The following is a 23,633-nucleotide window of genomic DNA, read 5'->3' on the forward strand; positions in this document are numbered from 1 at the left end:
AATTTAAAATTGTTGAAACTGATCAACTGGCATAACAAATACAGTAGCTCCACCAACTTGTACTTCTACTGGATAAGGCATATTTGTTTCCATAGAAACGTCTAAGCTAACCGGAGGAGTCATAAATTGTTCTCTAGATTGACAGTTTCTACGAATAAGATCTAATACTTCATCTACTCGTTCTTCTTCAATCCCGATAATAAACGTAGTATTTCCAGCTTTTAGAAAACCTCCTGTTGTAGATAATTTAGTTGCCCGTATACCTGCATCTACAAATTCGTTAGACAAACGTCCTCCGTCTTTATCTTGAACGATAGCTAATATTAATTTCATCTTAGAACATCCTCTCAACTTTTATTTTTTCAACCTTTTAATAATCGTCTGATAGCATTGTTCAACCACTGTTCCTAATTCTTGACTAGCATCGATTTGAACAATTCTCTCAACATGATTTTTTGCAATCTCTAAATATGCTGAACGAACTTTTTCATGAAATTCTAGTGTTTCTTGATCCAATCGATCAAATTGACGTGTTTTTTTATTTTGATTGATGCGTTCTAATCCCAAGTGAGCTTCAATATCTAAATAAAGCGTTAGATCCGGAGAAAGATTATCCGTTGCAAATTGATTGATTTCAGCGACTTCATGAACTCCAAGTCCGCGAGCTGCACCTTGATAAGCCAATGAGCTATCCACGAAACGATCACAGATCACTAATTTCTCTGCTTCTAAGGCTGGAAGAATCTTTTCTACCAAATGCTGTCTTCTGCCTGCAGCATATAATAATGCCTCAGTTCGCGCATCCATTTCAGTATTTTCCGGGTTTAAAATAAGCTCACGAATTTCTTCAGCGATCCGGCTACCGCCAGGTTCTCTAGTTGCAACAATTTCTTGCTGGATTGTTTCTCCCAACATTGGAAGAAGTTGTTTTATAACACTAGTTTTCCCCGCACCATCAGGACCTTCAATTGTAATAAATATTCCTTTCACTACTCTAAGCCCCTAACTTCTTAATATAGCCTAATAGCTAACTTCATTATACTGTATCTACGCCTGACAGTCTAATGCCTTTTCTCTATTCCTAACGATAGAATCAATCGTTTTCAGAAAAAAAAACAACTTCTTTTTGATTTTCTAATCCAGTTACTCTCATATTTTGGTCTAAGTAATGATTTATTTGTTTTATCTGTTCAACTTTTATTCTTTCACCCTTTAAAACTAGTGGAATTCCTGGTGGATATGGTGTAATATTTCGAGCTGCAATTTTACCTTCTGCTTCTGCTAGGCTTATTTGTTTATTGTTACTACTTGTTTGTCTCTCATAACTTAAGTCTAGTTCTACAAAAGGTGCTATTAATAAAGGAGTTTTCATTTTTTTAGGCACTTCATTTTTTACAGATTGTGTAATGTGGATGGAGAACAGTTCTGTAATTTTTGTTTCTTTTTTCAGAAGCGGAAATGTCAGTAACACTGAAGTACCATCTGTTTTTTCACCAAAGACACCTTGCTCTTCCAGCTGTCCAGCTAACTCTTCCCCACTCTGATTAATCAAAGATACTTTTACTTTTAAGGGGTCATCACTTTGAAAAATAGTTAGACCGGCTTTTTTAAATTGTTTCTTCCACAAGTCTCGATACTTTAACGTAGCTATTAAATCTTGTTTTGTAAAATCAGCTAAAAAATAACGCGCATATTCTAACGAAACCATTAAAGGATAAGAAGGACTGCTTGACTGGAATATGTGCAAGTAGTGTTCAATCTTATTTTTTAATGCATCCGAAGACTGATTCCCAATATGCAAATACGCTGTTTGAGTAAGAGATGGCAGCATCTTGTGTGCTGACTGGACAACTACGTCTGCCCCTAAGTCTAATGCTGAAGACGGAAAAGGATCACCTAATGTAAGATGCGGCCCATGAGCTTCATCTACTAATACTAAACATTTTCTTTCTCTTGCATACTCTATTAACTCTTCGATTGGATAAACCATCCCATCATATGTAGGATACGTTACAATCAAGGCCTTAACAGCTGGATAATGTTCAAATGCTTCTTTTAAATTTTTTATATTTACCCCTAGAGGCGCTTGATCCATCTCAGCCCAGTCTGGTGTTAAAAATACAGGCTGCAACTCTGCTAATTCTAATGCATGGATCACTGATTGATGGCATCCTCGATCAACAAATACTTGATCGCCTTTATTCGTTGCTCCCATGATCATCGCTAAATTTCCAACCGTTGACCCATTGATCAAATAATAACTTTTTTTACTGCCATAAAATTTGCTGAGCAATTCTTGACTTTCTTTCAAAATCCCTTCTGGATCATGTAAATAGTCCAATCCAGTAACTTCAGTCTGGTCAAATGATAGAGCCGATTGAAAGGATGACCATGTCTCATCCCAGTTCATTCCATTCTTATGCCCGGGTACATGGAAAGAAACCTTTTCTTTCTTTTTATGTTGATTTAAACCATCAAAAAGAGGACGACGATGTTGTTCTGAATCAACTTTTTTTCTATCCATCCTCGTCCCTCCTTATTTTTGCTACTTAAATGACTCTAGAGTTGAAGTGTCACCTTTAATATGACGCTTTTTTGCTTCTTTAAATAGGTAAAAATACTTAGCTTCTGCTAATTTTGTCTGAGCAAATAACAAACTGTCTTTTTCAATAACAGAATGTTCAATTCTTTTAGCATACTCCCATTTACTTTTAGTTTCCGTCATCAATTTTAACAAGGCTGCATCATATTCTTTTCGTAATACCTGTTTTTTCTTAAACAGCAATTTCCTTCAGCCTCCTCTTAAAGTTCTCGACGTCCTTCAACTGCTTTGAGTAACGTAATCTCATCGGCATATTCAATATCGCTTCCGACTGAAAGACCATGAGCTAAACGGGTCACTTTGATACCTGCGGGTTTAATTAACCTCGATAAATACATCGCTGTTGCTTCACCTTCAGCAGTTGCATTTGTTGCAATGATCACTTCGTTTATTTCATCTGACTGCAACCGTTTAATCAAACTTGGTATATTGATATCTTCTGGACCAGTTCCTTCTATAGGAGAAAGAACACCATGCAGAACATGGTATAATCCATGATATTCACGCATTTTTTCTAGTGCCATCACGTCTTTTGGATCCTCTACTACTAAGACGATGCTTCTATCACGCGATTTATCTTGGCAGATCTGGCAAGGGTCAGCTTCTGTAATCTGTCCGCAATTTGAGCAATAATGCAGATCTCTTTTCGCACTGATTAACGATTTAGCAAAGTCTGTTACATCATCTTCACGCATATCAATTGTAAAAAAAGCTAATCGAGCGGCTGTCTTAGCGCCAATTCCAGGTAGTTTCATGTAACTGTCCATTAATTTTGATATCGGTTCTGGATACTGCATAGTCATTTCCTTTCTTATCCTTTATAGAGGATTCATAGAATTCAAAAAACGGGACCCGCAAGGAATCCCATTTTTAATCATTATTTTTAATTGCGGCTTTTTAAAGGCCTGGAATTCCTTTAGTGTATTTTCCCATTACTGCTTGTGTTTCAATTTCTACTTTTTCTAAAGCATCATTTGTTGCTAATATAATTAAATCTTGTAACATTTCAACATCTTCTGGATCAACTGCTTCTGGTTTAATAGCAATATCCTTCATTTTCTTGTCTCCTGTTAAGGTAACAGTTACCATGTTTCCATTAGCTACTCCCACAAATTCTCTTGCATTCAAATCCTCTTGAGATGTTGCCATTTCTTTTTGCATTTTTTGCATTTGTTTCATCATACCTTGCATATTTCCCATTCCACGCATAATTTATTCTTCCTCTCAATTCGTTTGATTTTTAATCTTCTTTTACTTCAACCATTTCTTTGCCAAACAATTCCATAGCTTCTGTAACAATTGTCTCTTCTTCCTCAGATTCAGGCAGAACCGATTCTAAACTAGCCAAATTTTCTTGTTCATAATCATTTGCTGTTGCTGTCTCCTGCTGTTCAATAGACGTTGACGAACTTTTTTTCACTGGACGTTTTTTTAACAAATCTTTATTTTGTTTTAAAAACTGTTCACGAATTGTTGGCCATTGTTCTGAAGGTACACAAACCATATTAGGTGAATAACCGACTAAACGACGCAAATCTTCACTGACCGCTTCCAGTAATTCCGTATCATTAGTGGCCTTTTGACACAAAATATCATATTCAAAAGAAACAATCAAGCCATCTGGACTTGCAGCAACGGGGGTTGAGGCTTTCATGATCGCTCGTTGAGTTACAGAAAGCATATTTAATAAGTCAGGCCAAATATCAATTAATTGCGCTAAGTTTTCTTTAGTTGCTTCGCTTAACACTTTGTAAATAATGGTTGTATTAGCTTTAAATTGGTTATTGCCTGGTTTATTGACAGATTTAGGTGCTTTCTTAGCCGGCTGAGGAGTTCCTCCGTTTTTAGCTATCTCTTGTAGCTGCTTTTTCATTTGAATCAGTTCTTTTTCAAGATCAGCAATTTTTTGTCGTTCGATTTGTGTATTTTCATTCACACTTGATGTTTCAGCTGCTGCATTGTTTATCTGAGCAATGGTTAGCTGAGTCAATTTCACCGTAGCAACTTCTAAATACACTTCTGCATGATTGGTAAATCTTATTTCTTGTTGAGTATCATTTAAAATTGCAATTATTTCATATAATTGGTTAGCCGATATCGTTTGACTAAGCTGTTTAAATCCTTCGTCAACATTAGCACCTTCCAATAGATCCGTCATCTGAGGAGCTTGTTGATAAACTAATATATCTCGACTGAACAGAATCAGATCTTCTACAAAACGACTAGAGTCTTTTCCTTCTGCTAAAATATTTTGTAAAAGAGACAGCCCTTTTTCAGTATTGTGCTGAATAATGGCATCAAAATAATCTAAAACCAGCTCTTGTGTCAAACTTCCAGTAACACTCATGGCGTTTTCAACAGTTACTGTATCGTCACCGTATGAAATAGCCTGATCCAGTATACTTAACGCATCACGCATACCGCCTTCTGCAGCTCTTGCTATAACTGTTAAAGCTTCTTCTTGATAAGCCATTTTTTCTTGATCTAGGATATATTTCATACGTTCACAGCTATCCCGAATACCGATCCGTTTAAAATCAAATCGTTGAGTTCTAGAAATAATTGTTAAAGGAATTTTATGTGGCTCTGTCGTAGCTAAAATAAAAACCACATTCTTGGGAGGTTCTTCTAATGTTTTTAATAATGCATTAAAAGCTCCAGTGGTTAACATGTGGACTTCATCAATAATGTAGACTTTATAATCTGCACTAGTGGGAGCATACTTCGCTTTATCCCGAATATCACGAATCTCTTCTACCCCATTATTACTGGCCGCATCAATTTCTATCACATCATTTAATTGACCTTGCGTGATGGAACGACATGTTTCACACTCATTACAAGGTTCTCCATCTTTTAGATTAGGGCAATTAATGGCTTTAGCAAATATCTTTGCTGCACTCGTTTTCCCTGTTCCACGAGGCCCAGTAAAGAGATACGCATGACTTGTTTTTTCTTGTACTAAAGCGTTTCTTAACGTTTGCGTGATAGCTTTTTGTCCAGCGATATCCTGAAATCGTTGTGGACGCCATACTCGATAAAGTGCTTGATAACTCATGCATTTCTCCCTTTCTTGAACCGTTCGTCATTACCTTTTATTATACGTTATTTGGCTAGAAATTTAAACAGCTAGACCAAGACTCTTTTCGTTTTAGTTACCTGTTATTATTCTGATCTATCCTAAAAAAAGAAACCGTTGATTTTAAAATCAACGGTTTCCTTTTTTATTCTATGTACGAACGGCACATGACAGAACATCCTTAGTGCTGCTTCCTTCCGGATCTGACACGATTCGAAAGTCCACCATTGCCGTACGGCCTTGCGGCATTTCTTATTATATAGGAATACTATGTGAAAATCCAGTGTTTTTTCCAATTAAATAAATCTAATTGTCAAAAAATGTTTTCATAATTTTTTTAATTCATAGAAGAAAGCTTTTATATCGTCTTTATTTTATTGAAATTCTCAACATATGCATCTATCAATTGGATATAGTTCTCTTTTTCTGCTTCAGGAATCCAAGCAATCTCAAAAGAATTCTTCGCTAATTGGATAATTTGCTCTGTTGTTAATGAATAATTTTCAGCTAACGCATATAGGTCATCTGAAATGTAACTTTGAAAATAAGCTGGGTCATCTGAATTGACCGTTACTTTTACTCCTTGTTCCAATAACTCGATGATTTCTTTTCCCTTCATATCTTCCACCACAAAACTATTCGACACTGGACAACAAGTTAAACCGATGTTATTTTCTTTTACATATGCTACAAATTCAGGATTTTCCACGATATTTGTTCCGTGATCAAGTCTTTCAACCTTTGCATCAAAAAGGGCTTGACGGATGTGTTCAATCGAATTTTCTTGATCGATATCACAATGCATTGTGATGCGAAATCCTTCTTCTTTTGCTTTTTTAAATACATCAAAAAATTTACTGGGCGGGTTGCTTCTTTCATCAGAATCCAGCCCGATCCCAGCTATTTTATCTTTATAGGGAAGAGCTTGTTCGAATGTTTCCATTGCTGATTCTGCAGACATGTCCCTTAAAAAACACAGGATAAGTTCCGCACTTATTCCTAATTTTAAACTATCTTGAGTAGCACGATAATAACCATTGAAAACTGTTTCGAATTTTATTCCTCTTGAGGTATGTGCTTGAGGATCAAAAAATACTTCGGCACGTTTTACATTGTGTTCTTTAGCTCTTTTCAAATACTCCCAGGCTAATTCATAAAAGTCTTCTTCTGTTTGCAAGACATTCATCGCTGGGTAATAAACATTTAAGAAAGAAGATAAGGAATCAAATTGATAACTTTCTTGAACTTCTTCAATTGTTTCTTGCCCGATAGCAATATTGTTTCTTTTTGCTAATTTCAACTTTAATTCAGGTTCTAATGTTCCCTCTAAGTGAAGATGCAACTCTGCTTTTGGTAACTGTTTAATAAATTCTCTCGTTGGATATCTAGTTGGCACTGTGTACACTCCTTTAGCTTAAACTATTTTCATTCCAAGTAATTCACTCGCTTTTTAACGAACGAAATTCATGTTATTAATTACAATTATACGCCTAAATATCATTTTATCAATTATTAATCATAAAATTATAATTAAAAAAACGAAATAAACGAACGATTAACAAACTACTTCTAATTACCTATACTAAGTTGACCCAATAAAAACTAATCCACTTACCTCTAAAAAGTCAATTGTATCTTAAGGTTAAAAATTTTATAATAGAGTAGACGAATGATAAGGAGCTAAACGAATGATTAAAAACGCTATATTTGTGAAAAAACTAACTTGTTCTTTCGATGACCGTATCGTATTAGATTCAATTTCATTTACTATCCCACCCCGCTCTACTTGTGTAGTAATTGGACCATCGGGTTGTGGAAAAACGACCCTTCTACATGCTTTGGCTGGTTTTATTCAACCCGACAGTGGAGAATTAAGCATAAACGACATTCCAGTAACCGCCTTCCCTAAAAATACTGGGATTATTTTACAGGACTATGCCTTATTTCCTTGGTGTACTGTTTTCGACAATGTCGCTATGGGGCTTAAAGTAAGCCATCAGACTCCAGAAATCATAAAGAAAAAGACAACTAAACTTTTAAAAGAATTAAATCTTTTAGATATTGCTCATTACTACCCTACTCAAATTAGTGGCGGACAAAAACAGCGTGTTGCTATTGCTAGAAGTCTGAATCTAGAACCTGAACTTCTTCTGTTGGATGAAGCTACCTCGGCTTTAGATGCAATGACAAAAGAGTATTTACAAGATATGATTTTAGCGATTCACCAAATAAAACACACAACTCTTTTCCAAGTCACTCATTCTATCGAAGAAGCGGTTTTTTTAGGAGAACAAATCATCGTTATGAATAAAGGCGGTATCCATGATATCATTCAAAATCCTTTAGTTGGAATAGAAAATATTCGAAAAAAAACCGTTTTTTATGACATGTGTCTAAACGTTAGAGAAAGTTTAGAAAGAGGTACGCCAGAATGAAGCGAAAATTAAAAATTCCTTTTGATACGTTAATTGGTTTAATTGGCTTATTTTTGATTTGGCAATTCCTTTACTACTTTATTGATCACCCTGTCATTCCAGAACCAATTAAAACAATACGTTTATTTATTCAGCTGTTCCCTATCCTGCTGCCACATATTTTCAGCAGCTTACTTCGCATCTTAGCCGCTATACTTATTTCATTCTTGATCGGAGTCCCTTTAGGAATATGGATTGGGGCGAGTAAATGGGCAGACCGCTTATTGTCTCCATTACTGTATTTGATCTACCCCATCCCAAAAGTAGCCTTTTTACCGGTCTTTATGTTGCTGTATGGATTAGGTGATGCTTCAAAAATAAGCTTAATTGTCTGGATCATTGTTTTTCAACTCATTCTATCTGTGCGAGATGGTATAACTCAAATTGATCAGTCTTATTACCAAGTTATGCTCATGATGCATGCCAGTAAGTGGCAGATCTTTATTTATTTGCTTTGTCCTGCTATTATTCCACAAATCATCAGCGGACTACGTGTTTGCATCGGCATTGCGGTGGCCTCTCTTTTCTTCGCAGAAAATTATGCCACTAAATACGGTCTTGGTTATTACATCATGAATGCTTGGTCTGTTATTGATTATTCGGCAATGTTTTGTGGTATATTAGCCCTTTGCTTGCTTGGATTTTTATTATTCAAGTTAATTGATATCTTAGAGCGTTTCCTAGCACCTTGGAATAAACCCACTTGATAGATAGAGAAAAAATACCTCGATTAAAATGACTCAGGTTATAAATGAGTACATCAAAATCGAAGTATTTTATTAATCTTCTAGCATAGAAAAGTCTGTTAATTCTTCATACCTATAATCTTTACTAATCATCTCTTTTTCCTTTGTCCATTGTTCAATGCTTTCATATTGTTCTTCAGTGACGATCGTTGCTTTGCTGTAATCTTCCTTTCTATTTTTTAAATAGTCTCCCATAGTTTCCGGGAAATTATATTCTGTTAAAACAGTACTATATTCTGCTGCATCTGTTGTATTCATATAATCAACTGCTTGGTTATATGCTCTATAAAAAGCAGCAATATCACTAGATCTTTCCGCTACACTATCGTCACTAAAGAGTATAGTTCCGCCTTTGATACCGTACTCTGACGAACTTGCTAACACATGGGCTCCGTTTAGCTGAAGTGCTGTTGCTTGAGGTTCAGTAAAAATAACCGAATCAATTTGATTTTCTAATAAAGCTTCATATCTTGCAGGAATCGACGGGATGGAAACAACTTCATAGGCAATATTATTTTTAGCAGCTATTTCATCCATAATATATTCTAATAACAGCTTGGGTATTAAAGATACATCTTTTCCATCCAATTGTTTTATACCTGTGATTCCAGAATCGGGTGAAGAGAGCAATTTAAATTCTTCATTGATATCAGATGTAATCGTTAAATCGATTCCGCCTTCCTTAAAAGAAAGAGCCGTCATCACGTCACCGATCATTCCATCAAGTTCACCAGACTGAGCAGCAGCGTTACGGTCGTTTGGCGAACTAAAAGACGTGATATCTACTTCGACGTTTTCCTTATCAAAATAGCCGTTTTCTTCTGCTAATATAATCGGTATTGCTGATTCTGCTGGCAATGTTCCGAATCGAAGGGGTTCATTTGTAAGGTCTGGTTCACTTGTTTGTGTCGCTTGGCTGCTTTCATTACCGTTTGAACAAGCTGCTAAACCAATTGCAACTGTCATTAACAACATTCCTAATTTTTTCATTTTTTCTCTCCTCTTTCTACAATTGCTTTAAATTCTTCTATTGTACATCCCAACGTTACCGTATCGCGACGCAGCTCTAATAGCGGAGTCTCAATTGTATTGGTACCCGGAGTAGTTGAAAAAGCATACTTCACATCGGCTTTAATTAACCGTTCAATATCTTTAGAGTCATAAATTCCAAATGGATAAGCAAACACATCAGGAAAATTTACATACTCTCCACATGCTGCTAAGTCTTTTTTTAAACCTTCAAAAGAGACCATTTGCATAGCAGCTGTTCCGTTCGAATGACGGATATGAAGGTTAGTTGTATGATTAGCCAATTCAACTACGTCCTTCATTTCTTCAAGTTCTTTTTTGCTCATAACCATTGAGATAGTTGGATCAAATTTTTTCATTTCTTGTGATAGCCACCCTAATACCACAAAACTAACCGCATGAAATTGTAAGCTTTTTAAAACCGGGTATGCATACTTATGTACAGATTGAAATGCATCATCAATTGTTATTAAAACTGATTTTTCTGGAAGCTCTGTTTCATTTTCATAAAAGTTTTTTATTTCTTGTAGCGTTAAAGTATGATATCCCTCACTTTTTAAATAGTTCATTTGTTCTTTAAAATCCTCTACATAACTAAAAAGGACTGGCGGTAAAGCATCTTGATAGTTTTGTTCAACTGAAATTGTTGATGGCTTGGTACTATCAAAAGTACCCCGTTCGCGAAACTCATGATACATCAAAACATTAAAGCTCATTAAAACCCCTCTTTTTTGTGAAAACATTCACTTTTATTAGTAAAAAAATATCTATCTCTTTTCTACAATAATTATATCATTTTTCTAACTTAAAATAACCCATTTCTACAAAAAAATCCAATAAACAGCTGAAAATCTCTATCTTTCTCAAGAGACTCTTCAGCTGTTTATTTATAAGATCGTCCATGAATTCATTTTTTTATTTCTTTCACACCATCTCTACGCGTAACAATAAACACTATCATTGTGTAAGATAGAACTTTAAAAATAGCGATCTCATTATTTTTTTAACGATTCCGAATTTATGTAATCAATTATTTTCTTGCTGAGCTTTTAAAGTTGCAGAAATTTCTAAGTAGAGTGTAATTGCATCATAATTATCTGTATTGTATTTTTCCATTTCACTTGTGCGAATTTTAAAAATCTCATCCATTTGACATAAGATCGTCTGAAACAATTCGTTTTTCTTCGTTTGTTTCAATTTACTGGATTTAAGAATGGCTAAATAATTTTTTCGAAAATCTTGAATATCGTTCATATAAACCTCCTGCTTTTTAACCAAAGATAGTCAATCATTATTATTGTAGAAGTACCTTATTTACTTTCTAACAATTCCTTTTCTATCCTCTATTAGTATACCATCCTATGTTATTCTTATATACATTAAGTTTCACTATATGATACTTATCTCTATTTAGAATGGTATACATTTTCTACTATTAAGTGGTATGATTATAAAAAATAATGTAGGTAAATTTAGGAAGTGGACTAATGGAAAAAGGAAGTTATAGAGAAACATGGGTAGAGATATCTCTTAATAATTTAGTGTACAATATAAACGCTTTTAAGGAAACAATTCAGCCTGAAACAAACTTAATGGCTGTCGTTAAAGCTGATGCGTACGGTCATGGTTCGATAGAAGTGGCTAAAGCTGCTATTCATGCTGGTGCAAATTATTTAGCCGTTGCATTTTTAGATGAGGCGATTATCTTACGTAAGGCCGGTTTTTCTATTCCAATTTTAGTATTAGGCTACACTAGCTTAGATACTGAGACAATTGAACAAGCCATCGATCATAATATTACTTTAACTATTTATTCAAAAGAAGCTGTTGAACGCATTCAAGAACTAGCAACTAAAAAGAAATTGGTCTGTCGAATTCATTTAAAAATAGATAGCGGAATGAACCGAATTGGAGTACGTTCTACTTCTGAAGCCTTGCAGGTTGTTTCGTCCATTACTTCAGATTACTTGATTCTAGAAGGCATTTTTACTCATTTTGCTGATGCTGATGTGATCGATTCTTCTTTTGTTCATGATCAATTTCATCACTTTATGGATATTGTTTCTTATCTTCAACAAAAAGGGTATGATATCCCCGTTAAGCATTGTTGCAATACTGCCGCCACAATTGCTTTTCCAGAAATGCATTTAGACATGATACGGGTCGGTATTGGTTTGTACGGTTTATACCCAGAAGAACATTTGCGAAATAATATCACCTTAAAGCCGGTAATGTCTTTTAAAACGAAACCGATTTTGATTAAAGATGTTCCTGCTGGGCAAACAATCAGCTATGGTCGAACATATACCACGACAAAAGATTCTATTATTGCGACGATTCCAGTAGGCTATGCAGATGGTCTTTCACGGTCCTTATCAAACAAAGGACACGTTACCCTAAATGGGCATAAAGCACCTATTGTTGGACGAGTCTGTATGGACCAAACAATGGTAGACCTTTCTGGAATAAATCCAGCTGATTTTAATGAAGAAATCATTCTTTTTGGAGATCCACTAGATAATTGTATTTCTCTTAGCGAAATAGCTGTCCAAATGAACACGATCCATTATGAGGTCGCTTGTTTGATTGGAAAACGAGTTCCCAGAGTCTATATCCAAAATAATCAGATCGTCGCCACTACAGGATTAATAGACTTTCATTAGAAATTGCACTAAAAAAACCTAATGTATAACTGCAAACAAACAGTTATACATTAGGTTTTACTTTATTTCTTTATACCACTTTAAAACCAATTGATCTATTTCTTTTACCAAATCAAATTTGGCCGAAATATAGGTTAGTCTCTTCTTAATGATTCAACAGGGTCTAATTTCGCAGCTTTAGACGCAGGCATTAAGCCAGCTACCATACTAATGATGATACTTAAAACTATTCCGGAAATAGCATACATTGGCGTTAAATCAATGATAGCAACATCAAAATAGTGCGTACTTGCAGCATTAGCGATTAATGATAATCCCCATGCAATTCCGACACCAAACATTCCGCTGAATAAACCAATCAAGAAGGATTCAGATACAAAAATACGGCGAATATCTTTTTTACGTCCCCCAATGGCTTTGATCACACCAATTTCTTTTGTTCTTTCAACCACACTGATATACAAGACAGTCAATATCATAATAGCTGAAACCACTAATGAAATCCCAGCAACTCCGGCTAACACATACGTAAAGACATCCAGCATTTGACTAAATGTCTCTGCTATAGCTTCCGTAGATGATCCTTTGTATCCTAAGTCTTCAACCTTAGATTTGATAGAGTCTGTTGCAGCTGCATCATCAGAAATAAGGTAAACGATATTAGGATTTAATCCTCCCCCTGCTTCTTCCATTGCATTTTTTAAATCTTCATAATTCAAGTAAACTGTATCTATCGCAGCTGATGCTTCAGCACCATATATTCCACTGACAGTCATTGTCAAATTAAGTTGTTGTTCATTAACGATTGTATCAACTTGAATGTCCTGTCCTACAAGGTCTTCGCCTAAAGTATCCGCCATATTTTTAGTAATCATGACTTCTCCTTCTTCAGGAAGTCCTCCTTCTACTATGTCTGCGCTAGTAATCATAGAAGAAACAGTCGTCACACTCATAAACTGAGTAGCTTTTCCATCAAAAGAAGCTTTATTTGTTCCAATTGAGAAATTAGTAAAACCTTCTTCAACTGCTTCTACATGCTCAATATTAGACAACTCATCAATATTTTCCGTCCCAAATGGAGCTGAGCTAGATAATCCCATTAAAGGATTTTGGTCCCGCATTTCATTCAGTTCAGTTTGGTTTTCCGGCTCTTCGTCCGGCATATGAACTTCACTAACTAACGGATTTACCTGACTGTTCATCGTATCTGTTAAATAAGAATTCACACCACTTCCTAAAGACAACATTAAAATGACGCTCATGATTCCTACACTACCACCTAAAGCAATCAATATATTACGAGCTAATTTTTCTTTCATATTTAAAAGGGCTAACTTTGTTGCACCCAATAAACTCAAATTTTTATTGCGATTAGGTTTCTCTGTTTTGTATTTATTGTCTGTAACCGTTAATGCACTGCCTTTTTGATCATCTATTACTCGTCCGTCATCAATCGTCACAACTCTGCTAGAATAACCCGCTACTTTTTCAGAATGGGTAACCATAATAACCAGTTTGCCATTTTCAGCAATTTCTTTGATCATCTCTAAAACTTGATCTGTTGTTTCTGAATCCAATGCTCCTGTAGGTTCATCTGCGATAATAATATCCGGATCATTTACTAGTGCACGTGCAATAGCTACCCGTTGCTTTTGACCACCTGAAATAGCATCCGGTTTCTTATACAAATGATCTTGTAAACCTACTACACCTAAAATTTCTTTGGCTCTTTTTTCTCGGTCTGCCTTTGAAACGTTTGATAAGGTCATTGCTAATGTTACATTGTCTAAAACCGATAAATGAGAGATAAGATTAAAACTTTGGAAGACAAATCCCACTTTTTCTTTATGATACTGTACCAAGTTCTTTTCAGAATAATCTCCAATATTTTCACCATCGACAAGAATTTCGCCTTGAAAATCTGAATCTAACCCACCAATCAAATTCATTAGTGTGGATTTCCCACTACCAGATTCTCCAATAATAGACACCAATTCACCTTTTTCAAAAGACAGATTAATGTCTTTCAAAGCTTGAAATGTTTCTCCGCCATTGATCTTATATGATTTATTCACTTGCTTTAGTTCCATTACAGGCATCTTTATTCTCCTTCAATTCTTTTATAATTTTAACTTTTTTGTAGAATGTTCTCATATTACTACTTTTTGATTTATTTAACAATGGTTACTCTTATTTTCTAATTGTTACCTAACTAAATATAATTTAGTTGACAATAAGAATAGAAGCTTTTATACTAAAAAACGAGGTGAACTTATGTCTACAAAATTACGCATTCTTTCTTTATTAAAACAACAAAAAGGGTCCAATATTTCTGGTCAAGCATTGGCAGATACACTAGGACTTTCAAGAACATCTATCTGGAAAGGAATAAAAACTCTACAAGAAGAAGGCTACATCATTGAAGCAGTAACCAATAAAGGTTACCGACTTTCTGAAAAGTCAGATGTCATTTCGATTGAAGGCATTAGATCATTCCTACATACAGATCTAAAAACTCTTCCTATCCATACATTTAAAACCATTGACTCTACAAATAATGAAGCTCGATCTTTTGCAATGAAAAGTTCACAAAATCAAGGCGTTGTCCTAGCTGAAGAACAAACTAAAGGACGAGGACGATTAGGCAAGTCTTTTTATTCTCCTAGTCAAACAGGCATTTACATGAGTTTCTTTTTAAAGCCCAACTTATCTATGGCGGATGCTACTTTAGTCACTACAGCTACTGCTGTAGCCGTTTGTTTGGCTATTGAAAAATTAACTACTAAACGACCTAGTATCAAATGGGTAAATGATATTTATCTCAACGATACAAAAATATGCGGTATTTTAACTGAAGCTGTATCAGACTTTGAAAGCGGGAAAATAGAGACTCTGATTGTCGGAGTAGGCTTAAATGTTAAAGAGCCTTTAACAGGTTTTCCAACTGAAATCAGCACTATCGCAGGCTCTCTTACTACTGATACAGAAAAGGAAATTAGTGATCGTAATCTTCTAATAGCTGAAATCATGAATCAATTTTACATGATTTACCAAACAATTGAGGAACGTACTTTTTTAGAAGAATATAAAAAACGTTGTTTTGTGATTGGTAGAAAAATTACTTTTAAAGAACGTAAGCAAGAATTCGAAGCTATTCCCATAGATATTGATCCTCAAGGAGGTCTTGTTGTGCAACTGGCTGATGGCCAACAACGAACGTTGTCTTACGGAGAGATCATTATGAAAAAGCCATTCGATTGATGAATGAATTTCAAAGGAGCTTATTATGTCAACCTTAACCACGCGAGAAATAACACTCTGTAGTTTAATGGCAGCTTTGTCTTATATTAGCAGTTTTATCAGTATTCCTCTTGGTCCAGTCCCTTTCACCTTGCAAACGTTGTTTGTTTTACTAACTGGCCTTATCTTGCAAAAAAATGCTGCTTTTCTTGCACAAAGCCTGCACTTATTGCTCATCCTTATCTTTAAAGGATTTCAATCTTTTTTAAGTCCAAGTTTTGGTTTTGTACTTGGTTTCATTCTAGGAGCTTATGTAATGGCATGGTTCTTAGAAAGCAGATCTTTCACATTTAAATCTGCTTTAGGGGCCATTCTTATTGGATCCAGTATTTTTTACATCATTGGTTTGCCTTATATGATTTTCATCCTAAGAGGCTATCTTGATTTGACTATGAGTAACAGTCTCATCTTCAAAACGGGTTTCTTATTATTTGTTCCAGGTGATGTCGTTAAAGCTGTTTTCGCTTTTTTGATCAGCTCCCGCTTGCAACGACATCTTAAACGCATCCAAAATTAAATTTAATCGCTTATTAACTAAAAACGCAAAAAGAGATCGAGCTGATGTAAAAACCAGTTTAGATCTCTTTTGTTATTATCAGTTAGGTAACTTATTTATCGTCATCTGTTAAGATCTTTTGGACACGACCAACTTGGTCTCCTTCTTTTAACATAACTTTGATCCCATGTGGATGTTGACTGCTGTTGGTTAAAATACGCTTTACGTGACCTCTTGTTAATTTACCTGTACGTTGATCTTTTTTTAAAACAATATCTACTAATGCATCAATTTTAATCGCTGCTCTTGACTTTCCATCCATAATATCCGCTCCTTTATTTATCTGTAGTGTAGCATATTTTATTCTCTTCATACTACTTACGTCTAAAAAGTAAGGCTTTCCTACTTTGCTTCTAATTAAATTGATTTTGCCATAATACAACTTTTTCATGTCTCAATGACGCTTGAACATCAATAATACGTTGATTTGAACTCCCTCTAAACTGAAGCGTCAAATCTTTTTTAGCTAATTCAAATCGTCCATCCACAACGACATCGATTAGTGACAGCAATTCCAGTTTATCCTCCGATTCTTGCATCAATTCTTCCCATGTATAGCCAGTCCAAGACCAAATATCTTTTGTCTCACGATATTCCGAACGAATGCGTTTAGCTAAAGGAATTGCAACTTGTGTATTGAGAAAAGGTTCTCCTCCTAAAAGAGTTAAGCCTTGAACATAAGAATGCTTTAGATCAGCAATGATCGTGTCTTCTAGTTCTGTAGTATACTCCACTCCATAAGCAAAATTTTGTGCGATCTTATTGTAACAGCCTTTGCAGGCAAACAGACATCCGCTCATATAGAGACTGCATCTGACACCTTCTCCATCAACAAAATTAAACGGTTTATAATCCGCTATCCGGCATTGACTGTAATCTTTAGCCAGCCATTCTTTCGGTTTAGGATTCCTCATGTAGTATTTCCTCCCCGTTAACTGGCATATGTTTGACCCGAGCTGAAATCTCTTTGTGTCTTCCGTTTACCATCGGTCTAGCTTGAGGATTACCGAGATAACCGCACGTTCTTTTTACGACATCACAGCTGTCGGGATCGGTATTTCCGCATTGTGGACATTTAAATCCTCGCTCAGTCGGATCAAAATCTCCTTCAAATCCACATTTGTAACAATGATCAATAGGCGTATTGGTCCCAAGATATCCAATACGATCATAAGAGAAATCCCACACAGCTTCTAACGCTTTTGGATTTTGTTGCATATTCGGGTACTCACAATAATGGATGAAACCGCCAGATGTGTATTCAGGATAATCTTTCTCAAATTCAATCTTCTCAAACGGTGTTGGTTTTTTTCGTACATCGTAATGGAAACTGTTTGTGTAATACTCTTTATCAGTAATATCTGTCAGTACGCCAAATTTCTTTGTATCTAAGCGACAAAACCGGTCCGTTAGACTTTCACTGGGTGTTGAATACACACTAAAATGATAGCCATACTTTTCTCCCCATTGATCTGTGTGCTGTTTCATTTTTCTCAAAATATCCACTGTAAAGGCCTTGGCAGTTTCATTTTTTTCCCACTCTGGCCCAAAAAAGACTGTTGCAGCTTCGTATAGTCCAATATAACCTAAAGATACTGTCGCACGTTTATTTTTAAAGAGATCATTTACACTGTCTCCTTTTTTCAATCGTTTCCCAAAAGCGCCATATTCGTATAAAATAGGAGCATTTTCAGGTAATGCATCTTTTGTCCTTTGAACACGATAAACTAAAGCATCGTGACAAACCTTTAATCGTTCTTCAAATAGCTCCCAAAACATTGATTGGTTTCCTTTAGATTCGATAGCCACACGAGGCAAATTAAGTGTGACCACACCTAAATTCATTCTTCCTGAGTTTACTTCTTGACCATGTTCATCTTTCCATCCTTGTAAAAATGAACGACACCCCATTGGCGCTTTAAAACTTCCCGTTAACGCAACGACTTTATCGTACATTAAGACATCAGGATACATTCTTTTGGTTGAACAAGTAAGGGCTAATTTTTTTATATCATAATTTTGATCTTCGGGATCCAAATTAACGCCTCGTTTAAGAGTGAAGACAAGTTTTGGAAAAATGGCTGTTCTCTTTTCTTTTCCCAATCCATTGATGCGAACTAATAAGATGGAACGCTGAATTTCTTGTTCAAACCAATCCGTTCCCAATCCAAATCCTAACGTTGTAAAAGGCGTTTGTCCTTGAGAAGAATAAAGGGTATTGATCTCGTATTCCAAGCTCTGCATAGCATCATAAATGTCTTTTTTTGTTTTTTCACGGGCATATTGCTTTTGCTTTTCTTCTCCTGTGACCCATTCTCTTGCAGTCTGCAAATGTTTTTGATAGTTTAAACGACTATAAGGAGCTAATACTTCATCAATTCGATCTGCGCTGCATCCTCCATACTGACTAGAAGCCACATTGGCAATAATTTGTGCCATTTGAGCAGCAGCTGTTTGAATGGAACGCGGACTTTCTACCTCTGCATTCCCTATTTTAAAGCCTTCCCTAAACATACTTTGAAAATCGATCAAACAACAATTTGTCATTGGAGCGTAAGGTTGATAGTCCAGGTCATGATAATGGATATCTCCTTTTTGGTGCGCATTAGCAACATGCTTCGGCAACAATTTAAGTCCCATAGATTTCGCAACTACTCCTGCAGTTAAATCTCTTTGAGTATTGAATACATTGCTATCCTTATTCGCATTTTCATTTACCACGGTCTGTTCTTTACGCAAAAGATCATGGATAGCATAGTTTATATCCGTTGATTGGCTTCTTTCCAGATCGCGTCGGGTTCTATAAACTAAATAGGCTTCTGCTAATTCATGTTTATGGGCATCTATTAAAATATGTTCAACAATACTCTGAATTTCATAAATTTTAATATTGTTGACGAATCGTTGTGCTATTTCTTTTTTTACTACTTCAACGATCTCTTTTAGTTCCTGAATACTTTTTTCATCCGTTTCTTTTGTTAATGAATGATGGGCTTTCAATAAAGCTTCAAAGATTTTTTCTTCTCTAAATTCAACTTCTCGTCCATCTCTTTTCATTACTTTCAGCTTAAGTTTGTTCGAAGATTCACAAAAAATATCATTATCCATTATCATTTCCTATCGCCACCCTATCCATTCCTTTAAAACACTATATATAGCTATAAAAATAATTCTGAGACTATATATAGTATAAACGCAATCCTACATTTCGTCCATCATTTTAATTATTATTAAAAGAAATATAAATAGATCATGCCTGGATCAAGGCATGATCTATTTATATCTATCCTATTTCATTTTCTTTCTTAGCATACTTTCCCTTGTCTTTTCTCTAAACTTAATAGTGTTTCTTTCATGTCTAACTTTCCTCGATAACCTGCTAACTTCCCATTTTTATGGATGACCCGGTGGCAAGGTACGACAATCAATAACGGATTTTTTCCAATTGCTGTGCCCACTGCTCGAAAAGCTCCAGACTGACCGATTTCAGCTGCAATTTCACCATACGATTTTGTTTGTCCATAAGGAATAGTGGTCAAAGCTTTCCAAACCTTTTGTTGAAATAACGTCCCGTTCACATCTAAAGGCAGCATAAACGTAGTTCTAGAACCGTTAAAATAGTCTAAAAATTGTTGATGGTAGAGCTGTAATCCAACCGTATTTTCTACTAAAGTTGCTTTTGGAAATAATTTTGTTACACCATCCTCAAGTTCTCTCAGTGACTCGTTTAGAGAGCCTACAAAACAGAGACCATTCTCGGTTGCTGCTAAATAAAGGCTGCCTAAATCATAATCAAAAGAGCCATAAATTATGTTCTGTTCAAGATTTTCCATTTCCTCACCTCATTAACCTAAGCTTCTACTATTTCAATACCTGCCAGCTTACTTTCATCTTGATATATTGTATTTTGTTTCTTGTCTTTTAAAAGAATACTGATTTCTCCTGATAACCCTTCTTTGATCGCCTTATTCATACTCCCATTTTTAGGAGCGATGAGTTTACCAGAACTTGTAATCATTCCCTGAATAGTCAATTCTGCTTCTTTATTTTCAAGTACGATCAGTGCTGTATCTTTCGTTTGACTCACTATCTTGGCCGTACTCCCATTATAAGTCGCAAAACGATACTCTTTATCGTTCACTATTATATTGCAAATAAAGCCTTTAAAAGTGGTCAGGTAAAACGGGATATGTGCAATTGAAAAAAAGAGACTTGTACTTTCATTTTTAAAATGATTAGAGTGGATCCAAATGTATTCTTTTGGAAAAGAAGTGCCCCAATCTTTTTCAATATAACCTTTGCCATTCGTGAATTCAACTTCTTCATTATTGATCGTTAAAGTTCCTTGTAAGCGATGATTCATACTAATGACACCATGGTAACATTCCACCTTAGGAATATATGCAAATCCTCCCATAATTGAAGGAGACAGAATGGAAGTTTTTATATTTTGAAAAGTACCTAACCCTAATTTTCCTTGAACCGTAAACTGCTCATCTTTCAGATGGATAGAAACAAACGATTCCGTAAAAATAGTTTGTCCAATTTGAACTAAAAACGGATTATTTTGGTAACTAAACTCATCTAAACGATAACGAATATACCCTGTGTTTGTCGTTTTTTCGTTTTGCTCATTTAGCGTTACATAAATGTATTGGATAAAACTATGTTCGTCTCCTTTAAACAAATTCACACCAGGAATTAAACTAATGCTGGTCTTTTCATCAAATGAAACGTGCTTGTAGTACCATCCTTCAAAATAATTGTTTTTAGTTAAATCTCCTTGAAAAAGAATCGGATTTTTTATCTTATCAAACATTTAGCTATCCTCCCTGCCACCATTTATTTTGTTCTTTCAATGGTGTAAGACGTGTCTTTATCTTACTTTATTCGATAAAAGATAGCTAATAAATTGATGTTTTGCTTTATAGTTTCCATGGTGATCTTAACGGATACTTTTCTTTAATGATTCTAAATTATTTTTCATAACTTCGATATAATCTACTCCAGCATCTTGATCTGCTTGGCTGACTCCTTCTAAAGGGCTTAATAGAGCTAACTCAACACCAACTTCACTTGCCAACGTTTCGGCGATTTTAGAAGAACTATTATCTTCAAAGTAGATATACTCCATCCCTTCTTGATCGACTAATTCGGATAATTCAGCTAATTTAGCCGGACTAGGCTCTTCTTCGGATGACAAGCCTGCTATTGATACTTGATTCAAATCATATTGTTGAGCTAAGTAAGCAAAAGCTGCATGTTGTGTGACGAACGTTCGGTTCTCTGCCTCTTGAAAAGCTCCTCTGTATTCTTGATCTAATGCTTCCAACTTTTGATTATAGGCATCAGCATTAACTTCGTAACCTTCTTCATTTTCAGGATCAGCTTCAATTAGGCCTTCTTTTATGGTGTTCACTTCTTCTTGAGCAAGGACAGGATCTAGCCAAATATGTGGATCAATTGCATGACTGTGCTCTTCTTGCCCTTCTTCATCATGATCATGGGTATGCTCTGCGTGCTCATGATCTGAATCATTGTGTTCTTCAACTGCTTCATTCTCAATAAGGGTAATGCCTTCACTAGCATCAATAACGAGAACTTCGGTTGAATCAATAGTATCTAATACGGAAGGAACCCATGTTTCCATCTCTTCACTGTTATAAATAAACACATCTGCTTCTTGGATCTCGGCAACATCTTTAGCACTAGGTTCAAAATCATGCACTTCAGTTCCAGCAGGTAAAAGTAAAGATACTTCAGCCAAATCTTGTGCCACATTTTTTGTGAAATCATACATAGGATAAAACGTCGTTACTACTTTTATTGTCTCTTCTGTATGACTATTATCTGATGATGTATCAGCTTGCTCTGCTGCTCCACATCCACTCATGAATACTCCTACTCCTATTATAGATAACCCTATAGTTAATAATTTACTTGTTTTCATCATCAATAATCCTCCTGTAAAAAAAATAGTGCACTGTTACTTAAACTCGTATGTATTCAATGAATTTAATTATTACGCCACAAATCGTAATGGTTACGTTTTGTATAATACAGGATTATATTTATCGATGCAACCTTTATTTTTACTATCGATTTAGTTATAATATTTGATTGACTTCTAAAATTAAGCATGGTAAATTATTAAAGCACCGATTAAATCGTAATGGTTACGTTTTATCACAAGCATTTTTTCTTATAGAACTTCCCACAATAAGTTTTATTAAGAAGCTATTTTCTCTATGTTCATCTTAGTTATAACTAATGCTTTTTAATTTTGTCTTGTAAGTTATGGTAAAATAAACATATAAAAAGAAAAACTGGGAGTGTTCATCATGAAAGTAGGATTCATTGGAATTGGAAATATGGCTAGTGCCATTATAAAAGGTATGATCCAAAATGGGCATACCTCTCATCAAGATATTTACGTTCACAATACAACCAAAGAAACATTAGCCCTTTTCACTTCAGAAACTGGTACTCAAGCTTGTTCTTCTAATAAAGAATTAGCTGGAAAAGTCGATGTTTTAGTACTTGCAGCTAAACCAAATGTTTTCCCAACTATTTTGGCAGAAATTAAAGATGAAATTGCTGCTCATCAACCTTTAGTTGTATCTATTGCTGCTGGAACATCCCTTCAAAAACTATCAGAACTATTAAATGACGGCAATGAAACAGCTATTATTCGAGTAATGCCTAATCTAAATTCACAAATCGGAGAAGGAATGACTGCCATATGTGGAAATGACTACACTACTTCTCAACAAAAAGAATTTATCTTCAATATGTTTAAAGCTATTGGTGAAGTTGTTGAATTACCTGAAAAAGATTTTAGTACTTTCACAGCAATTGCCGGCAGTTCACCTGCTTTTGTCTTTTTATTTATCGATTCATTAGCCAGAGCTGCTGTTAGAAATGGTATGTCTAAAGAAGTAGCTACAAAAATTGCTGCTCAAGCTGTTCTTGGAAGCGGAAAATTAGTCTTGGACAGTGAAGAAACGCCATGGAATTTGATTGATCAAGTCTCTTCTCCAGGTGGAACAACTGTTGAAGGAATCCTAGCTCTGGAAGATGCTGGTTTTATCTCTTCAATTACAAAAGCAGCACAAGCAGTGATTGATAAAGATCAAGAAATGATGAAACACCACTAACTGTTCCATCTTAAAAAAACACTAAAA

The 23,633-nt window shown here is 35.3% G+C and carries 24 protein-coding genes and 1 other RNA gene; 6 read left to right on the plus strand and 19 right to left on the minus strand.

Features of this window, described 5'->3' with window-relative positions; all coding sequences use genetic code 11:
- Positions 1-3 precede the first annotated feature (3 nt).
- The 9 genes from NST49_RS01860 to add form a co-directional block, all read right to left on the minus strand.
- Positions 4-333, minus strand: a complete 330-nt coding sequence (locus NST49_RS01860; protein WP_023176704.1) for a cyclic-di-AMP receptor — start codon at positions 331-333, stop codon at positions 4-6.
- Between the two features lie 21 nt (positions 334-354).
- Positions 355-990, minus strand: a complete 636-nt coding sequence (tmk, locus tag NST49_RS01865) for a dTMP kinase (protein WP_251166276.1) — start codon at positions 988-990, stop codon at positions 355-357.
- A gap of 103 nt (positions 991-1,093) precedes the next feature.
- A complete protein-coding gene (locus NST49_RS01870) occupies positions 1,094-2,524 on the minus strand; it encodes an aminotransferase class I/II-fold pyridoxal phosphate-dependent enzyme (RefSeq protein WP_341046738.1) in 1,431 nt (476 codons plus the stop codon).
- Positions 2,525-2,545: 21 nt separating this feature from the next.
- Positions 2,546-2,785, minus strand: coding sequence for a YaaL family protein (locus tag NST49_RS01875; RefSeq protein WP_034538110.1), 240 nt, complete (start codon positions 2,783-2,785; stop codon positions 2,546-2,548).
- Positions 2,786-2,802: 17 nt separating this feature from the next.
- Complete coding sequence (gene recR, locus NST49_RS01880; RefSeq protein ID WP_034538107.1) at positions 2,803-3,399, minus strand: recombination mediator RecR; 597 nt, start codon at positions 3,397-3,399, stop codon at positions 2,803-2,805.
- Positions 3,400-3,499: 100 nt separating this feature from the next.
- A complete protein-coding gene (locus NST49_RS01885) occupies positions 3,500-3,814 on the minus strand; it encodes a YbaB/EbfC family nucleoid-associated protein (RefSeq protein WP_187949114.1) in 315 nt (104 codons plus the stop codon).
- Between the two features lie 28 nt (positions 3,815-3,842).
- On the minus strand, positions 3,843-5,660 hold the full coding sequence (gene dnaX, locus NST49_RS01890) for a DNA polymerase III subunit gamma/tau (protein WP_341046740.1): 1,818 nt from the start codon (positions 5,658-5,660) through the stop codon (positions 3,843-3,845).
- A gap of 173 nt (positions 5,661-5,833) precedes the next feature.
- An RNA gene (gene ffs, locus NST49_RS01895) (signal recognition particle sRNA small type) lies at positions 5,834-5,920 on the minus strand.
- A gap of 119 nt (positions 5,921-6,039) precedes the next feature.
- Entirely contained in the window at positions 6,040-7,077 is a 1,038-nt protein-coding gene (add, locus tag NST49_RS01900) for an adenosine deaminase (RefSeq protein WP_034538103.1), read from the minus strand.
- Positions 7,078-7,369: 292 nt separating this feature from the next.
- Between add and NST49_RS01905 the strand changes: the two genes are divergently transcribed.
- Both NST49_RS01905 and NST49_RS01910 read left to right on the plus strand, forming a co-directional pair.
- The gene (locus NST49_RS01905) at positions 7,370-8,116 is read left to right on the plus strand and encodes an ABC transporter ATP-binding protein (protein ID WP_341046741.1); all 747 of its coding nucleotides are present in this window, start codon (positions 7,370-7,372) and stop codon (positions 8,114-8,116) included.
- On the plus strand, positions 8,113-8,862 hold the full coding sequence (locus NST49_RS01910) for an ABC transporter permease (protein WP_341046742.1): 750 nt from the start codon (positions 8,113-8,115) through the stop codon (positions 8,860-8,862). The genes NST49_RS01905 and NST49_RS01910 overlap by 4 nt, the downstream gene beginning before the upstream one ends.
- A 72-nt stretch (positions 8,863-8,934) precedes the next feature.
- Here NST49_RS01910 and NST49_RS01915 read toward each other — a convergent pair whose 3' ends face one another.
- The 3 genes from NST49_RS01915 to NST49_RS01925 form a co-directional block, all read right to left on the minus strand.
- A complete protein-coding gene (locus NST49_RS01915) occupies positions 8,935-9,891 on the minus strand; it encodes an ABC transporter substrate-binding protein (protein ID WP_341046743.1) in 957 nt (318 codons plus the stop codon).
- Positions 9,888-10,646 carry a polysaccharide deacetylase family protein gene (locus NST49_RS01920; protein ID WP_251166268.1) on the minus strand — a complete coding sequence of 253 codons (759 nt, stop codon included), beginning with the start codon at positions 10,644-10,646 and terminating at the stop codon, positions 9,888-9,890. The genes NST49_RS01915 and NST49_RS01920 overlap by 4 nt, the downstream gene beginning before the upstream one ends.
- 310 nt (positions 10,647-10,956) lie before the next feature.
- Positions 10,957-11,184 (minus strand): hypothetical protein, encoded by a 228-nt coding sequence (locus NST49_RS01925; RefSeq protein ID WP_034538095.1) that lies wholly within the window; start codon positions 11,182-11,184, stop codon positions 10,957-10,959.
- 233 nt (positions 11,185-11,417) lie between these two features.
- Here NST49_RS01925 and alr point away from each other — a divergent pair, with 233 nt between their 5' ends.
- Positions 11,418-12,593, plus strand: a complete 1,176-nt coding sequence (alr, locus tag NST49_RS01930) for an alanine racemase (RefSeq protein ID WP_341046746.1) — start codon at positions 11,418-11,420, stop codon at positions 12,591-12,593.
- Positions 12,594-12,727: 134 nt separating this feature from the next.
- Here alr and NST49_RS01935 read toward each other — a convergent pair whose 3' ends face one another.
- The gene (locus tag NST49_RS01935) at positions 12,728-14,692 is read right to left on the minus strand and encodes an ABC transporter ATP-binding protein/permease (protein ID WP_341046747.1); all 1,965 of its coding nucleotides are present in this window, start codon (positions 14,690-14,692) and stop codon (positions 12,728-12,730) included.
- 175 nt (positions 14,693-14,867) lie between these two features.
- Between NST49_RS01935 and NST49_RS01940 the strand changes: the two genes are divergently transcribed.
- Positions 14,868-15,854: a biotin--[acetyl-CoA-carboxylase] ligase gene (locus NST49_RS01940; protein WP_301426391.1), complete on the plus strand. Its 987-nt coding sequence runs from the start codon at positions 14,868-14,870 to the stop codon at positions 15,852-15,854.
- Positions 15,855-15,879: 25 nt separating this feature from the next.
- Entirely contained in the window at positions 15,880-16,410 is a 531-nt protein-coding gene (locus tag NST49_RS01945) for a biotin transporter BioY (protein ID WP_238336965.1), read from the plus strand.
- 91 nt (positions 16,411-16,501) lie between these two features.
- On the opposite strand, the gene NST49_RS01950 is transcribed toward NST49_RS01945, so the two are convergent.
- The 6 genes from NST49_RS01950 to NST49_RS01975 form a co-directional block, all read right to left on the minus strand.
- The gene (locus NST49_RS01950; RefSeq protein ID WP_023176675.1) at positions 16,502-16,711 is read right to left on the minus strand and encodes a YwbE family protein; all 210 of its coding nucleotides are present in this window, start codon (positions 16,709-16,711) and stop codon (positions 16,502-16,504) included.
- A 91-nt stretch (positions 16,712-16,802) separates the two neighbouring features.
- Positions 16,803-17,363, minus strand: coding sequence for an anaerobic ribonucleoside-triphosphate reductase activating protein (nrdG, locus tag NST49_RS01955; protein ID WP_023176674.1), 561 nt, complete (start codon positions 17,361-17,363; stop codon positions 16,803-16,805).
- Entirely contained in the window at positions 17,350-19,563 is a 2,214-nt protein-coding gene (nrdD, locus tag NST49_RS01960) for an anaerobic ribonucleoside-triphosphate reductase (protein WP_341046752.1), read from the minus strand. Before nrdD ends, nrdG begins: the two co-directional genes overlap by 14 nt.
- Positions 19,564-19,754: 191 nt before the next feature.
- Positions 19,755-20,282 (minus strand): methylated-DNA--[protein]-cysteine S-methyltransferase, encoded by a 528-nt coding sequence (locus tag NST49_RS01965; RefSeq protein ID WP_023176672.1) that lies wholly within the window; start codon positions 20,280-20,282, stop codon positions 19,755-19,757.
- A 17-nt stretch (positions 20,283-20,299) separates the two neighbouring features.
- Entirely contained in the window at positions 20,300-21,268 is a 969-nt protein-coding gene (locus tag NST49_RS01970; protein ID WP_341046756.1) for a tocopherol cyclase family protein, read from the minus strand.
- 126 nt (positions 21,269-21,394) lie between these two features.
- Positions 21,395-22,402 carry a metal ABC transporter substrate-binding protein gene (locus NST49_RS01975; protein ID WP_023176670.1) on the minus strand — a complete coding sequence of 336 codons (1,008 nt, stop codon included), beginning with the start codon at positions 22,400-22,402 and terminating at the stop codon, positions 21,395-21,397.
- A 388-nt stretch (positions 22,403-22,790) separates the two neighbouring features.
- Here NST49_RS01975 and proC point away from each other — a divergent pair, with 388 nt between their 5' ends.
- Positions 22,791-23,606 carry a pyrroline-5-carboxylate reductase gene (proC, locus tag NST49_RS01980; protein ID WP_034538084.1) on the plus strand — a complete coding sequence of 272 codons (816 nt, stop codon included), beginning with the start codon at positions 22,791-22,793 and terminating at the stop codon, positions 23,604-23,606.
- Positions 23,607-23,633: the final 27 nt, after the last annotated feature.

Origin of the sequence: Carnobacterium sp. FSL W8-0810, from assembly GCF_038007125.1 — a bacterium.
GTDB lineage: Bacteria > Bacillota > Bacilli > Lactobacillales > Carnobacteriaceae > Carnobacterium_B > Carnobacterium_B inhibens.